Below are 15,189 nucleotides of genomic sequence, written 5' to 3' on the forward strand. Positions count from 1 at the left end.
GATCTCGGTGGGCTCGGTCCCCGGTCCGGGCGTGTGCGTGGGGCAGGAGGCGCCGCCCGACGGTCCGGGCCGATTGCCTCCACCGACGATGCTCGTCGTCCGTCGTCCGTCGGCCGTCGGCCCGAGGGACAGGAGCCGGTTCCCGGCGCGAGAAGCCGCCGGGAACCGGCGCTCGGACGGCTCACCCCCGCTCGGGCACGATGACGACCGGGCAGGCGGAGTGGTGCAGCACTCCGTGGGTCACCCGGCCCAGCTGGAGCCCGTGGTGCCCGGGGCGGCGCTCGGCTCCGACGATCAGGAGGTCGGCGTCCCGTGAGGCGTCCACGAGCACGGTCCGGGTGTGGCCTTCGACCGTGCGGCGATGTGACGCGACGTCCGCGGGGGCGTCCTGGAGCGCCGTTTCCAGGGTCTCCACCGCCTGCTGCTCGTGCAGCCGGGCCGGTTCTCCGGTGAGCAGCAGATGGTCGGTGCTCTCGTGCGCCGGCCGCCGCCAGGCCCGTACGGCGTCCAGCGGCACCCCGCGTCGCCGCGCCTCCTCGAACGCGAAGCGCACCGCCGCCGAGCCCCCCGGTCTCTCTCCGACGCCCACGACGACGCGGCCGTGTGTTCCGGTCCGGTCCTGGTTGTCGTGGTTGCCGCGTATCACGATCATCGGGCACTGCGCGTGCCCGGCCACGGTCAGGCTCACGGAGCCCAGCAGCGACTCGGCGAGGCCGCTGCGGCCGCGGCTGCCTGTCACCAGCAGCGTGGCGCCGCGGCTCTCCCGCACCAGCGCGTACTCGGGTTCCTCGGGCAGCACGTCGGCGGAGATCTTCAGGTCGGGCTGACGCCGGCGGGCGCGCCGGGCGGCGGTCTCCACGACGTCCTCGGCCAGCACCTGCTCGGACGGCTCGCCGACGTCCTTGGCGAGCGAGGTGCCCTCGTACCGCTCCCACAGCGATGCGTACACCACCCGCAGCGGCAGCCCGCGCAGTACGGCCTCGTCGGCCGCCCAGTCGACGGCGCGCAGGCTGGGCTCGGAGCCGTCGACCCCGACGACGACCGGGAGGTCCATCGTCCTCACCGCCCCGTACCGAGGTCGAAGACGATGCGGGCCCTGACCTCGCCGCGCAGCACCTCGTCGATGGACTCGTTGACGGCGGCCAGCGGCCGGGTCTCGCAGACGACCTCGGTGCGGCCGGCCGCGTGCAGCTGGAAGACCTCGGCGAGGTCCTGCCGGGTGCCGACGACCGAGCCGATCACCGAGGTGCCGTTCAGCACGGTGTCGAAGACCGGGACCTGGATCGTGCCGTGCGCGGGCAGCGCCACCATGACGAGCTTCCCGCCGCGCCGCAGGCCCGAGTTGACGGCCGTGAACGCGGCCTCGTTCACGGCCAGCGCGATTGCGGCATGCGCTCCGCCGTGCTCCTTGAGGACCTGGCCGACGTCGTCCTTGCGGGCGTCGATGACGAGGTCCGCGCCGAGTTCGGAGGCCAGCTCGAGCTTCTCGTCGGTGACGTCGATCGCGGCGACGGTCGCCCCGGCGATCTTCGCGTACTGCACCGCCAGGTGGCCGAGCCCGCCGATCCCGGAGATCGCGACGAGCTGCGCGGGCCGCACACCCGCGACCTTGACCGCCTTGTACGTGGTCACCCCGGCGCAGGCCAGCGGGGCGGCGTCCACCGCGTTCACACCGTCGGGCACCGGCTGGGCGAAGTCCGCCCGGGCCAGCATCTTCTCGGCGTGCCCGCCGTCGCAACCGTAGCCGGTGTTGATCTGCTGCTCGCACAGCGTCTCCCAGCCGGACAGGCAGTGCTCGCACCGGCCGCAGGCCCAGCCGAGCCACGGCACGGCCACCCGCTGCCCGACGGACAGATGGGTGACGCCGTCGCCGAGCTTCTCGACGAGTCCGACGCCTTCGTGGCCGGGGACGAAGGGCGGGGTCGGCTTGAGCGGCCAGTCGCCGTGGGCGGCATGGATGTCGGTGTGGCACAGCCCGGACGCCTCGACACGCACGCGCACCTGGCCGGGGCCGGGTTCGGGGTCGGGGCGGTCCTCGATGACCAGGGGCTCGCCGAAGGCTCGGACAACCGCTGCCTTCATGATTGCTGCTCCTCGGGACGGGTCAGCCGTGGGAAACGACGGCGACGGGGGCGGTGGAGTGGTGCAGGACGGCGTGGGTGAGGGAGCCGGTGTGGGCGCCGAGCGGGCTGCGGCGGACGCGACGGCCGACGACGACAAGGGAGGCCCGGTGGGAGGCGTCGACGAGGTGGTTGCCGGGGCTGCCGTAGTGGCACTCCTCGGTGACCTCGGTCTCCGGGAACTTCTCGGTCCACGGGCGCAGGACCTCGGTGAGGGCGGTGGATTCGCGCAGCGCCAGGGCCCCGTGCTGTTCGAGGTCGAGGGGCGGACCGTAGACGTAGTAGGCGGGTGGGTTCCAGCCGTGCACGACGCGCAGGGAGGTGCCGCGGCGGGTGGCGGCGGCGAACGCGAAGCCGATCAGTTCGTCGTCGGGGTGCTCGATGTCGAGGCCGAGGACGACGGGCCGGAACGCAGTCGCCGCGGACGGAATGTCGACCGGGTCCATCTCGTGTTCGTCGGCGGCCTGTTCCCCGGCGCGGACGAACACGACCGGCCGGTCGGCATGTGCCAGGACGGACAGCCCGACCGAGCCGACCATGAACCCGCCGATCCCACCCAGCGCGCGGGAGCCGAGAACGAGCAGCTCCGCGTCCTTCATGGCGCCCACCAGCACGTCGGCGGGCCGGCCGGACAGCTGTTCGCCGGTCACGTCGAGGCCGGGGTGGCGCAGCCGGATCCCTTCGCTCGTCTCGCGGGGAATCCTCTCGGTCCAGTACTGCTGCGTCTCGGCGCCGAGCAGCGGTGCCTGCGCCATGGGCGCCGGCACCGGCTCCCAGACCTGGACCAGCTTCAGTGGCAGGCCGAGCAGCTGCGCCTCGCGGGCGGCCCACTCGGCCGCCGCGCGGCTCTCGGCTGAACCGTCGAGGCCGACGGTGACGGTGCGGGGCATGGTGCCCACCTCTCGGGTAGGGGGTCCTGACGAGAGCTTCGTCCTCGGACGACTCGCCCGGCAGGGGCCGCAGGTCCCTGCCGGGGACCATACGGCCCTGGCACGTCTTCGGCGCGGCAGGCCCACCGACGAGCCCGCCGCCCTTCCCGCGAGCACCGCGGCCGGCAGTTCGTGTCTGCCCGGATGCTGCTGCTCACCCTGCCTGTTCCGCCGTATGCCCCTCCGTGAAGCGTGAGGTCACGGACGTCTCGGGTGTCGTGTCCCCCGTTGTGTCGCGATGGCGGCGGACCCAGCGGAGGACTTCGTCGGCTCCCCAGACGATGAGCGGGAACGGTGCGACGACTGCGACCTGGGCGGGGCTGAGGGCTGCCGTGCCGAAGATGTGCTGGAGGGGCGGCGCGTACACGACCGCCGCGGTGAAGGCCAGCTCGAAGGCGATGCCCCACAGGAGCAGGCGGTTGGTCCGGATACCGACGGTGAACAGGGAGGCGCGGTCGGTGCGGGCGGCGAACGCGGTGCCGATCTGGCAGGCGACGATGCCGACGAACGTGATGGTCGTCGCTTCCAGATACGCCTGGTGCAGGGGGGTACCGCTGCCTGTGGGATCCCCTGGGCTCCAGCCGGCGTGCCAGAGGGTGAAGAGGAAGCCGCCCATGACCAGGGCCGCCGAGATGGTGCCCAGGAACGCCCACGCGCGGAAGAGCAGGGCCCGGTCGATGACTCCCGTCTTGCGTGATCGCGGCGGGCGGGACATGAGTCCGGGCTCGGCGGGCTCGCGTCCGAGTGCGAGCGCGGGCAGCGTTTCGGTGCCGAGGTCGATCGCCAGGATCTGCAGGACGGTCAGCGGCAGCGGGATGTGACCGCCGGAGAGTGCGAAGACGAGGAAGGGGACGACCTCGGGCACCGCGTGGGCGAAGATGTAGAGCACGAACTTGCGGACGTTGTCGAAGACGCGTCGCCCCGCGTCGACCGCGGAGACGATGGTGGCGAAGTTGTCGTCGGTCAGCACCATCGTGGCTGCTTCACGGGCCACGTCTGTCCCCGATTTGCCCATGGCGACACCGATGTCGGCGTGGCGCAGGGCGGGAGCGTCGTTGACGCCGTCTCCGGTCATCGCCACCACCTCGCCCCGCGCTCGCAGGGCTTCGCAGATACGCAGTTTGGCCTCTGGTGAGGTGCGGGCGAAGACGATCTCCTGGCGTCGCGACAGCAGTTCGTCGAGGTCGTTGTCGCTCATCCGGTCCAGTACGTCGCCTGCGAGGACCGGGCTGCCGACGTGGCCGATGCCGACCTGGCGCGCTATCTCCGCGGCGGTGAGCCCGTAGTCGCCGGTGATGACGTGGATCCGGATTCCGGCCCGGTGTGCGTCCCTGACGGCGTCGGCGACGCCGTCACGTGCGGGGTCCGCCATGGCGACCAGGCCGATCAGGGTCAGGCCGGATTCCGCCGCCGACCGCTCGGCCGGCGCTTTCTGCCCGTCGTCCAGGACATGGTGGGCGACGGCGAGCACCCGCAGTCCCGAAGCCGCGTAGCCGTCGATGGTGGCGCTCAGCTCTCCGCGCAGGGAGGCGTCCAGCTCGACGCGCTTTCCCCGCTGGTCGAGGAGGTGGGTGCAGCAGGGCAGGACGGCTTCGGGGGCGCCGTTGGTGTGGACCGTGGTGGCGCCTGCTTCGTCGTTCACGGTGGACATGCGCTTCAGGTGGGCGTCGAAGGGGAAGATCGTGCGGCGGGCGGCCTTGCGCCGGGAGGGCGCGATGGCGACGCCGAGTTCCTCGGCCAGGCAAAGGATCGCGAGTTCGGTGGGATCGCCGCTGCCCTGAGGCTGTGCCGGTGTGGGTGCCTCCGCGGTGGTGCAGGTGGCGGCGCTCGCTGCGAGGAGTGCCGCCCGCGGTTCGTGCACGGCCCGGTCCGCGGCCATCTCGCTGCCCGCCAGCCACAGCCGGGTGACCCGCATCCTGTTCTCGGTGAGGGTGCCGGTCTTGTCCGTGCAGATCACGGTCGTCGATCCCAGGGTCTCGACTCCCGAGAGGCGTTTGACGACGGCTCCGCCGGCCGCGAGTTCCCGCACTCCCGCGGCAAGGGCCAGGGTGATGGTCGGCAGCAGCCCTTCGGGGACGTTGGCGACGATCAGTCCGATGGAGAAGCCGATGGCCGCGCTCCAGCCCAGCCCGGCGGCGACTCCGATGGGCAGGAAGGCCGCGCCGATCACGACGGCGACGACGGCGATGATCCAGGTGGCCCGCCGCACCTGCTTCTCCAGGGGGCTGCGTTCCGTGTGTACGCGCTGGGACAGCGCGGCGATGCGGCCCAGCTCGGTGTGCATGCCCGTCCGGGTCACGACCGCTGCTGCCTCGCCGCCGCTGCAGGTGGTGCCGCTGAAGACCAGTTCAGGTGCCTCCAGCAGGGAGCCCGTGGCGTCGGACGGCTCGGGCGAGCGGGTCACAGGGAGCGATTCGCCGGTCAGTGAGGACAGGTCCAGCGTGAGGGTGCCCTCGATGATCCGCGCGTCGGCACAGACCCGGTCGCCCTCGGAGACGACGAGGATGTCGCCGGGCACGAGGTCCCTGGCCGCGATCTCGCACCGCACCTCGTCGCGTACGACCCTGGCGGTGGGCGGCAGGAACGCGGCCAACGCCTCCACGGCCCGCTCGGCCTGCATCTCCTGGACGAAGGCGAATCCGGCGTTCAGGAGGATCACGGCCACAACGGCGACCGAGAGTGCCGGTGTTCCTCCGGCCCATGCCAGGACGGCCGCGAGGGCCAGCAGGATGGCCAGGGGCTGGGTGAACTGGGAGAGCAGCTCGCCCGGCCAGCGCCTGCCGCCGGATCGGGTCAGCACGTTCGGGCCGTAGACCAGTTGCCTGCGGGCCGCCTCCCGGCTGGTGAGGCCCGAGGGGGAGGTGCGCAGGTCACGGAAGAGTTCCGCCGGTGGCCGCCGCTCGTCCGCCTGCTCCGCGTTGTCGGCCTGTTCCGCGTTGCCGGGCTCACCGGGCGGGTGGGCTTCTCGCTCATCGGTGTGTGATGACCGGGTCATGAAGGGCCCTTCCCGGGAGGAACATGCTTGAGATGGTGCGGAGGCAGCTCGAAGCCGTGGCCTGTCAGGGCCAACGCGCCACGATCGGCCGGTTGTTGTCCTCGTCCTCCTCCTCGGCCGCCCGCCTTCGCGCCGCGCGCGTCACGGTTGAGGGACGACGACGACCGGGCACGGTGCGTGCTGCACGCAGTGCTGGCTGACCGAGCCGAGGAGGACGCCGGCGAAGGTGCCGTGGCCCCGGCTGCCCAGGACCAGAAGCTGTGCGTTGCGGCCCGCGTCCATCAGAACCTCCACGGGATGGCCCTCTGCCACGCGGACCGCCACCTCGGCCGGGTCGTCCAGCTGGTCGCGAACCGCGGCCACGGTTTCCTCCACGGCCCGTGCGGCGGCCTTGGCGAACTCGCCCCCGTCGGGCATCGACGGGACCCAGCCGTAGCTGTACCCGTACACCTCCGGGTACTGCCAGGCGGCGACCGCCTCGATGGCGCTGCCGCTCAGCTCGGCCTGCGCCAGTGCCCACCTCAGTGCTGCCTGTGAGCAGGGCGAGCCATCGACGCCCACGACGACGGGCCAGGGCTTCTGATCGGTGTGCTGGGTCATGGGGCGTTCTCCTGCCGGTCGGTTGCGAACAGGGCCGGCGTGCGCGACGGGCAGCGCGTGCTCGCCCCCGGATTTCGATGGAGGTGCGGATGCGTACCGTGCCGGCGGTCACCGGGACACCGGACGGACAGCTTCACGCTACGCACCCTCGCCGGACCTGCGGCCGCCCAACCGGCCCTACCTCCGGGCCGCATGGCCCTCCCCGTATGGCCCACCTGTATCCAGGCCGAGTCGCACGCGATTGGGGGCCGGTTGGCCTCTGACCGCGGCGCAGGCAGCCAGCCATGCTCGGAACACGGCATGAACTGCGGAGCCCGGCCGGGCCCGCCACCGCGGGCCATTCGCTCTTCCCGGTGCACGAGCCCGGTCCGGCCTTCCGTGGTCCTTCGCACTCCGGCTGGAGCTCGAAGGGCAGAGGCCTCGTGCCCTATCTGAGGAGCAGCACGATGGAACTACTCGTCTTCCCGATCGTCATAGTGGCCCTGTTGGTCTTCGTGACGCTCGCCATGGCTATCAAGGTCGTCAAGCAGTACGAGCAAGGGGTGCTGTTCAGGTTCGGCCGGCTCGTCGGATCACGGGAACCGGGGCTGCGGTTCATCATCCCGTTCGTCGATGTCCTGCACCGGGTCTCCCTGCGGATCGTCACGATGCCCATTCAGTCGCAGGGCATCATCACCCGGGACAACGTGAGCGTCGACGTGTCGGCGGTCGCCTACTTCCGGGTGGTCGACGCGGTGAAGTCGGTCATCGCGATCGAGAACGTCAACGCGGCGATCAATCAGATCGCCCAGACCACCCTGCGCAAGGTCGTCGGCCAGCACACCCTCGACGAGACGCTCTCGGAGACCGACCGCATCAACCTGGACATCCGCGAGATCTTGGACGTCGCCACCGTCGAGTGGGGTGTGGAGGTCACGCTGGTCGAGCTCAAGGACATTCAGCTGCCCGACAGCATGAAGCGGGCGATGGCCCGCCAGGCCGAGGCCGAGCGCGAGAAGCGAGCGAAGATCATAAACGCCGAGGGTGAGTCGCTGGCCGCGGCGGCCCTCGGAGACGCGTCGGACATCATGATGGACCATCCCCTGGCCCTCCAGCTCCGCAACCTCCAGAGCCTGGTGGAGATCGGCGTGGACAAGAACACCACCGTCGTCTTCCCCGCCCCGCTGATGAGCACCATCGGCGAGCTCGGCTCCTTCCTCGCTCGGGAGACGGCGGCCGCAGGCTCTGCGACGCCGCCGCCCGCCGACCGCACCACGACGAGCCCGGACCCGGAACTGAACGGGGCAACCGTGGCCGTCTGATCATCCGCGCCGCCGTGGTGGTGGGCCCTTGTGCCTGGACCGAACAGCCCCGTCCTCCTCCGCCCGCCTTGCACATGAGCAGAAGCGAGAAAGACCTCCCATGAGCGCCCAGGTGAACGACGAAACGTCCGGCGCGCCTCCGGTACCACAGGCCCAGTCCCCGGCCGAGTCCCCGGACCGGTCCGCGGACTGGTCCTCTGACAACGCTTCGCCGAGGGGGCGGTTCGGTCTGCCGACTGCCACCGCGCTGGTCATCGGATCGGTGATCGGTACCGGGGTGTTCGCGCTGCCCTCTGCGCTGGCGCCGTACGGCCCGATCAGTCTGGTCGCGTTCGTACTGGTCACCATCGGCGCGCTGGCCCTGGCGTTCACGTTCGGCGCGTTGTCCAAGCGGGTGCCGGGCTCGGGCGGCCCGTACGTGTACGCCAGGGACGCCTTCGGGGACTTCGGCGGCTTCCTCAACGCCTGGTCGTACTGGATCACGGCCTGGGCGGGCAACGCCGCCATCGTCGTGGCCTGGGTCGGGTACGTGGAGGTGTTCTGGAACACCGGGCACGCCAAGTCCTGGTCCATCGTGATCGCGCTGGCCGGCCTGTGGATCCCGGCGGCCATCAACCCGTCCGGCGTACGGAACATGGCGGTCACCCAGATCGTGACGACCGTGCTGAAGTTCGTCCCGTTGCTGTTCATGGCCACCATCGGCCTGCTCTTCATCAGGACACACAACTTCGGTCCCTTCAACGCGAGTGGCACGTCGACCGGTTCGGCGATCTCCGCCGCCGCGGCGATCGCGCTGTTCAGCTACATCGGCATCGAGACGGCGTCCGTGGCCGCGGGCAGGGTGCGCGATCCGCAGCGCAACGTCGGCCGCGCCACGGTGCTCGGCACCATCGGGTGCGCGGTGGTCTACATCCTCGGCACGCTCACCGTCTTCGGCACCGTGTCCAACGCCGCCCTGCGGAAATCAGCCGCCCCGTTCACCGACTCGGCCGACGCCATCCTCGGCGGCCAATGGGCCGGCCGGACCGTGGCGGTCGCCGCGATCGTCTCCGGTCTCGGCGCCCTGATCGGCTGGACCCTGATCGTCGCCGAGATGCCGATGGCCGCTGCCAAGGACCGGCTCTTTCCCGCCGCGTTCGCCCGCACCCGACGGGGCGTGCCCGCGTTCGGCATCGTCAGCTCGACGCTGCTCGCCTCCGTCCTGACCGCCGTCAGCTACACCCGCTTCGAGAACGTCTTCACCACCCTGGTGCTGCTGTCGGTGGTCACCGCCGTCATCCCCTACCTCTTCAGCGCCGCGGCGCAGCTGTACTGGCTGCTGATCCGAGGCCGGCAGACCCGGTGGCGGCACCTGGTCCGCGACTGCGGAGTGTCCGGCGTGGCACTGGTCTTCTCATTCTGGTCGCTGGCCGGCAGCGGCTACCAGGCCGTCTACTACGGCACGTTCTGTCTGCTCCTGGGCCTGCCCGTCTACATCTGGCTGAAATCGGGGCGCGGCGAGTACGGCGAGAGCCCGGTCGTGCCCTACGACACCCCGGTCGCCCTCGCGGCACCGGCCGACCGGCCCGCCACCGGAGGCACCGGAGGCACCGGAGGCACCGGAGGACTCCCGTCATGAGCCGCCCCACCGCCACCACCACAACCGTCCGCTCTGCCAGGGAGACCCCTGTGACCCGCACGCCCGGAGTGCACTCCGAAGTCGGCAGGCTCCGCGAAGCCGTCGTCCACCGTCCCGGCCTCGAACTCAGCCGCCTGACCCCTGCCAACTGCCACGAACTGCTCTTCGACGACGTGATGTGGGCCGCGAAGGCCCGCGAGGAACACGACGCGTTCACCCAGGTGCTCCGCGGACACGACGTCATCGTCCACCACTTCGACGCCCTGCTCGCCGAAACCCTGGCACTCCCCGAAGCGCGGGACTTCGTACTGGACCGGGTCTGCGCCCCGGAACAGGTCGGACCCACCCTCGCTGGACCGCTGCGCGCGCTCGCCGACGAGGCCGACCCGGCGATGCTGGCGGAACTGCTCATCGGCGGGGTGACCCGTGCGGATCTTTCCCCGCTCCAAGTACGCAGCCTGCGTTGGCAAACCCTGGGCCCGGACGACTTCGTACTGACACCACTGCCCAACACCCTGTTCCAGCGCGACAACGCGGCCTGGATCTACGGCGGTGTCACGATCAACCCGATGGCCAAGGCCGCCCGGCGGCGCGAGTCCCTGCACACCAGGGCCGTGTACCGGTATCACCCGCTGTTCGCCGGTACCGCGTTCCCCCTCTACTACGACGGCGATGACACCGGACACCGGCCCGCCACCCTGGAGGGCGGGGACATCCACATCCTGGGCCGCGGCGTCGTACTGGTCGGGATGGGCGAGCGGACCACCCCGATGGGTGTGGAGATCCTGGCCCGCGAGCTGTTCCGTAGCCACCAGGCCACCACCGTGATCGCCGTACAACTGCCGAAGTCGCACGCGTTCATGCACCTGGACACCGTCATGACCATGATCGACACCGACACCTTCGTCCGCTACCCCTATCTCGACCCGAAGGCCATGCGGACCTGGGTGATAGCCCCGGCCGACCCGGCGGAGGTCGTCGAGCACGACACCGGAGGTCTGCACGTCGAGCAGCGCGACGACCTGTTCGCCACCATCGCGGACGCCCTGGGCCTGGACAAACTCCGGATCCTGTCCGCGGACGAGGACGCCAGGGCGGCCGAGCGCGAGCAATGGGACGACGCCAACAACTTCCTCACCGTCGCCCCCGGCGTCGTCGTCGGCTACGAGCGCAACACCGTCACCAACACCATGCTGCGCGAGAACGGCATCGAGGTCATCAGCATCCCGGGCAACGAGCTGGGCCGCGGCCGGGGCGGCGCGCGCTGCATGACCTGCCCCACCCGGCGCGACGGCATCTGACGCATCGCCACCACCTGGGCCACACCACTCCTGAGGACTGCTCCCATGACCGCTCCCACGACTGATCCGCTGACCGCCACCGCCCGTCACCCGGGCTCCCTGCTCAAGGAACTCGACCTGGACAAGGCGCAGTTCCTGGCGCTCACCACCCGCGCCGCACAGCTCAAGCAGGACAAGGCCGACGGCACCGAACGCCGCCGGCTGACGGGCCGGAACATCGCGCTGGTCTTCGAGAAGAGTTCCACCCGCACCCGCTGCGCCTTCGAGGTCGCCACCCACGACCAGGGCGCCCACGTCACCTGCCTGGGGCCGGACGGCTCCCACATCGGCCGTGAGGAGTCGATCCGCGACACCGCCCGCGTGCTTGGCCGGATGTTCGACGGCATCGAGTTCCGCGGCTTCGCCCAGGACACCGTGGAACAGCTCGCCGACCACGCCGGGGTGCCGGTGTGGAACGGCCTCACCGACTCCTGGCACCCCACCCAGATGCTCGCCGACATCCTCACCATGACCGAGCACCACTCCGGCCCCCTGGAGCAGACCGCCTACTGCTTCCTGGGCGACGGCCGCAACAACGTCGCCCGCTCCCTGCTGGTCACCGGCGCGATGCTCGGCATGGACGTACGCATCGCCGCACCCCGTGAACTGTGGCCCCCCGACGATGTCATCGCCACCGCCCACCGCCTCGCCACCACCAGCGGCGCCCGTGTGCTGGTCACCGACAGCGTCGAACAGGGTGTGGCGGGCGCCGACTTCATCTACACCGACGTATGGGTCAGCATGGGCGAGTCCGACGAACAGTGGGGCGCCCGCATCGACCTGCTCCTGCCCTACCGGGTCACCGAGAAGGTCCTGCACGCCTCCGGCAGGCCCGACACGAAGTTCCTGCACTGTCTGCCCGCCGTCCACGACCGCAGCACCCGACTCGGCGAGCGCCTGCACGAGCGGTACGGCCTCAGCGGCGCGGAGGTCACCGACGACGTCTTCGAGTCGCCCCGCTCGATCGTCTTCGACCAGGCCGAGAACCGGCTGCACACCATCAAGGCGGTCCTCGTCGCCGCCCTCGGCAACTGAGGCCCCTGATATGCGCATCGTGGCCGCGCTCGGCGGCAACGCACTCCTGCGGCGCGGCGAGAAGCCCGACGCCGTCATCCAGATCGAGCATGTCCGCGCCGCAGCCGAGGCACTCGCCCCGCTGGCCGCCGACCATGAGCTGATCATCTGCCACGGGAACGGCCCGCAGGTCGGCATGCTCGCCCTGGAGAGCGAGAACGACCCGGCGCTGACCCGCCCCTACCCGCTGGACGCCCTCGTCGCTCAGACACAGGGGATGATCGGCTACTGGCTGGCCCAGTGCCTGCACAACGCCGGAGTGACGAAGCCGGTCCTGAGCATCGTCACCCAGATGCTGGTCGACGCGCACGACCCGGCCTTCGCCGAACCGGCGAAGTTCGTCGGCCCTGTCTACGACCACCCCCACGCACGGAGGCTGGCCGAACTGCACGGCTGGCACGTCGCCGCCGACGGCGACAACTGGCGGCGGGTCGTCCCCTCACCCGAGCCGCAGCGGATCGTCGAGCAGGACTCGATCACCAACCTGTTGGAGAACCGGGCGGTGGTCATCTGCGGGGGCGGCGGCGGAGCCCCGGTCATCGACGACGGCACCGGCCGGCTCCAGGGCGTCGAGGCCGTCGTCGACAAGGACTTCACCGCGGCCCTGCTCGCCGTCACCGTGCACGCCGACCGACTGCTCGTACTCACCGACGTACCCGCCGTCATGGCACACTTCGGCACCCCCCAGGCCGTCCCGCTGCACCGTCTCGACCTCGACGACCTGGCCCGTATGCGGTTCCCGGCCGGCTCCATGGGCCCCAAGATCGCCGCCTGCCACCGTTTCGTCGCAGCCACCGGCCGACGAGCCGCCATCGGTTCCCTCTCCGAGGCGACGGCGGTCCTGGGCGGCAGCGCCGGAAGCACCATCACGGCAGGCCGCCCACACCGTACGGACGCCCGGCCCGGACCCGGACCCGGACCGGCGAGCGAGTCTGTGCCCACCAACGCGACGGGACAAGAACGCGGTTGATCCACCAGACAGCTTCCGCCCCGGCCGACCGTCCCCCCGGAGCCGGAGCCGGAGCCGGAGCCGGAGCCGGAGCCGGAGCCGGAGCCGGAGCCGGAGCCGGAGCCGGAGCCGGGGGAGGGGGGTGCCGTCCGCCCGCGGTCACGCCATGGATTCGGCGCGACCCTTGAGGGTGAGAAGCATCTTGCGCTCCATGACGAGGCTTCCGGGTTCCATGACGTAGCAGGAGAAGGCCCTGGCTGCCGGGGAGGGCTCCAGGGCGGAGATGCGGTTGCGGCTGACGAGCCTGGTCGCGCCGTCCTGCGGGTAGAGGCCGAACGCCCACACCCAGAGGCCGTCCTCGGAGCGCAGCACCATCGTGTGGCCGGGCTCCAGGACTTCGACCCGCATACGCGGACCGCCGGCTCCCAGGGGGATGACGTCGCCGGCTTTCAAGTCCTGGAACTCGGGCAGGATTCTGTTCGCGCTGTGCATGTTCAGGCCGAAGAGGTTCTCGATCCGGTCGTAGGTGTACGCACCGCCCCGGCCCGGGCCCATCTGCACCAGCCAGGGCCAGATCGCCGAGGGCGGCGCATCCACGGTGATCGCCCGCGTCGAAACCAGCGGCGCGCCCGGCAGGAACTCATCGCCGGGCATCCCACGATCGGCTTCCGCACGGCTCGCGCCCCACGTCAGGCACCTTTCGCGCCAGAGCAGCGGGTAACCGGCACCGGCGAGCACGGCACCAGAGGCGATGCCCCACACGGCAATGGTCCTGCTGTTCATCGCGGCCTCCTCGAAGGCTGTGGGCGGTGGAAGGGCGGCAACAGGTCCCGCCTGGTCACGATGCCGACGAGGCGGTCCTCCTCCTCCTCCTCGACGACCGGCAGCCGTTCGACCCCGTGCTGCGCCATCATCCGCGCGCCGACGGCGACGGCCCGGGGAAACGCGCCGTGCCTGTCCGGTCGCGTATCAGGTCGGTGCCGGAGACGACCCCGACCACCCGCTCGACGTCGTCCACGACCGGCAGGCCGCTGATCCTGTGGTGAGCAGGAAGACGGGCCAACTCCTCGAACCGAGCACCGAACTCGACGCATACGACGTCGCCCGTCATCACGGAGCCGGCCTTGCTGCGCCGCATACCCCTCGACCGCTCAGCTCAGCCAGCGGTTGTCGCGCACGATCGCCATGCGCTCCCAGCCACGGCCCAGGCCCCACACTCGACCGGCATGACCGACAGCGAGCGCGATGAGAATCGCGGCGTACAGGACGTGGTAGTCGACCAGGGGGTTCGACGACATGCTCGGCGCACCGGTCGAAAGGTGCTGGGCCGGCGGCCACTCGGCAGCCCACATCAGCGCCATCATCACGGTGCCCGCCACCGCCGCGAACCGCAGCGCCACGCCCGCCATCACGGCGACGCCGATGGCCAGCAGCCCCAGCATGAACAGCCAGTTCACCCAGGCGTCACCCGCCATGCCACGAAAGGCCGACTCCAACGGTCCCGCGGCGACCCCGCTCAGGAAGCCCCTGGTCGGTGAACCTCCATCTATCCAGCCCTTGCCCGAACCGGTCGCGTACCCCCACCCGAACGTCTTGTCGAGGAAGGCCCAGAGGAAGACGGACCCGGTCAGGATCCGTACTCCCGCGAAGACCATGGCGAACGCGGTGGACCGGGTGGTGTCACGCGCCACGACGGATGTCGCCGAGTCCGGTGCCCTGCGGCGAGAGGGAAACCGCAGTCCCGCCCGTCCGCTCGAATGATCATGAACTACCATGGCGATCCCGTCCTCCTGACACCGCCACCGCGAGTGCGGTGGCTTCACCAATGTCTCGCCCCGGCTCTCGGTGCGCTGTAGGCCGAAGGACCGCACGGGGGGCCAACCGGCCCTACATTGAGGCGCCTTCGAGCCCTCGGCCGAAGCGCCGGGTGTCTACGGCCTCAGCTTCCTGCCTCTCGGGGCGCTTTCCCGCTATCGCGAACTGGCCGCCGACCGCGCCGCGGCCATGCTCACCGGCAAGCCCTCCGTGCTCGCGTCGGCGCTCACCAAGGCCAGCGGTGACATGAGCTGAGGACCGACCCGTGGATTTCCTGAACCTCTGGCTCAACCTGACCAAGCCGGTCAAGCCAGCCCGCGGTGCCCCTGAAGGCCCGATTGATCTCGACTTAGTACTGCAACGGTGCTTGCCGTGACTGTTGGCCAGCTCGGTCGTTGTTGTGGTTATGGGTGGGGACCTTGCTGATGTCAGGTTGTGGGCCGGTGAA

The 15,189-nt window shown here is 70.7% G+C and carries 14 protein-coding genes and 1 pseudogene; 6 read left to right on the forward strand and 9 right to left on the reverse strand.

The genetic code is table 11. The features are described 5' to 3' along the window. Positions 1-181: 181 nt before the first annotated feature. From AC069T_RS36190 to AC069T_RS36210, 5 genes are all read right to left on the reverse strand, one after another. Positions 182-1,054, reverse strand: coding sequence for a universal stress protein (locus AC069T_RS36190; protein ID WP_478786787.1), 873 nt, complete (start codon positions 1,052-1,054; stop codon positions 182-184). A 5-nt stretch (positions 1,055-1,059) separates the two neighbouring features. Next, positions 1,060-2,082, reverse strand: a complete 1,023-nt coding sequence (locus AC069T_RS36195) for a zinc-dependent alcohol dehydrogenase (RefSeq protein ID WP_478786788.1) — start codon at positions 2,080-2,082, stop codon at positions 1,060-1,062. Positions 2,083-2,104: 22 nt separating this feature from the next. Next, a complete protein-coding gene (locus AC069T_RS36200; protein ID WP_478786789.1) occupies positions 2,105-3,010 on the reverse strand; it encodes a universal stress protein in 906 nt (301 codons plus the stop codon). Between the two features lie 193 nt (positions 3,011-3,203). Then, positions 3,204-6,044 (reverse strand): cation-translocating P-type ATPase, encoded by a 2,841-nt coding sequence (locus tag AC069T_RS36205; RefSeq protein WP_478786790.1) that lies wholly within the window; start codon positions 6,042-6,044, stop codon positions 3,204-3,206. A 141-nt stretch (positions 6,045-6,185) separates the two neighbouring features. After that, complete coding sequence (locus tag AC069T_RS36210; RefSeq protein WP_478786791.1) at positions 6,186-6,644, reverse strand: universal stress protein; 459 nt, start codon at positions 6,642-6,644, stop codon at positions 6,186-6,188. A gap of 446 nt (positions 6,645-7,090) precedes the next feature. Here AC069T_RS36210 and AC069T_RS36215 point away from each other — a divergent pair, with 446 nt between their 5' ends. The 5 genes from AC069T_RS36215 (at position 7,091) to AC069T_RS36235 (ending at position 12,947) form a co-directional block, all read left to right on the forward strand. After that, positions 7,091-7,945: a slipin family protein gene (locus tag AC069T_RS36215; RefSeq protein ID WP_478786792.1), complete on the forward strand. Its 855-nt coding sequence runs from the start codon at positions 7,091-7,093 to the stop codon at positions 7,943-7,945. 100 nt (positions 7,946-8,045) lie between these two features. Next, entirely contained in the window at positions 8,046-9,563 is a 1,518-nt protein-coding gene (locus AC069T_RS36220; protein WP_478786793.1) for an APC family permease, read from the forward strand. 50 nt (positions 9,564-9,613) lie between these two features. Further along, positions 9,614-10,864, forward strand: coding sequence for an arginine deiminase (locus AC069T_RS36225; RefSeq protein WP_478786794.1), 1,251 nt, complete (start codon positions 9,614-9,616; stop codon positions 10,862-10,864). A gap of 45 nt (positions 10,865-10,909) precedes the next feature. After that, on the forward strand, positions 10,910-11,938 hold the full coding sequence (argF, locus tag AC069T_RS36230) for an ornithine carbamoyltransferase (protein WP_478786795.1): 1,029 nt from the start codon (positions 10,910-10,912) through the stop codon (positions 11,936-11,938). Positions 11,939-11,948: 10 nt separating this feature from the next. Continuing rightward, positions 11,949-12,947, forward strand: coding sequence for a carbamate kinase (locus tag AC069T_RS36235; protein WP_478786796.1), 999 nt, complete (start codon positions 11,949-11,951; stop codon positions 12,945-12,947). A 138-nt stretch (positions 12,948-13,085) separates the two neighbouring features. Here the strand turns inward: AC069T_RS36235 and AC069T_RS36240 are convergent, their stop codons facing one another. From AC069T_RS36240 to AC069T_RS36255, 4 genes are read right to left on the reverse strand one after another with little or no spacing between them, the layout of a single operon-like run. After that, complete coding sequence (locus tag AC069T_RS36240) at positions 13,086-13,709, reverse strand: hypothetical protein (RefSeq protein ID WP_478786797.1); 624 nt, start codon at positions 13,707-13,709, stop codon at positions 13,086-13,088. Next, positions 13,706-13,840, reverse strand: a complete 135-nt coding sequence (locus AC069T_RS36245) for a CBS domain-containing protein (protein WP_478786798.1) — start codon at positions 13,838-13,840, stop codon at positions 13,706-13,708. The genes AC069T_RS36240 and AC069T_RS36245 overlap by 4 nt, the downstream gene beginning before the upstream one ends. Then, a complete protein-coding gene (locus tag AC069T_RS36250) occupies positions 13,837-14,064 on the reverse strand; it encodes a CBS domain-containing protein (RefSeq protein ID WP_478786799.1) in 228 nt (75 codons plus the stop codon). Before AC069T_RS36250 ends, AC069T_RS36245 begins: the two co-directional genes overlap by 4 nt. Positions 14,065-14,077: 13 nt before the next feature. After that, the gene (locus AC069T_RS36255; protein ID WP_478786800.1) at positions 14,078-14,701 is read right to left on the reverse strand and encodes a hypothetical protein; all 624 of its coding nucleotides are present in this window, start codon (positions 14,699-14,701) and stop codon (positions 14,078-14,080) included. A gap of 154 nt (positions 14,702-14,855) precedes the next feature. On the opposite strand from AC069T_RS36255, the pseudogene AC069T_RS36260 reads away from it, so the two are divergent. Next, positions 14,856-14,993 (forward strand): annotated as a pseudogene (locus tag AC069T_RS36260) (zinc metalloprotease HtpX); the annotation flags it as partial. Between the last annotated feature and the right edge of the window lie 196 nt (positions 14,994-15,189).

Source organism: Streptomyces sp. NPDC043867, assembly GCF_056435845.1.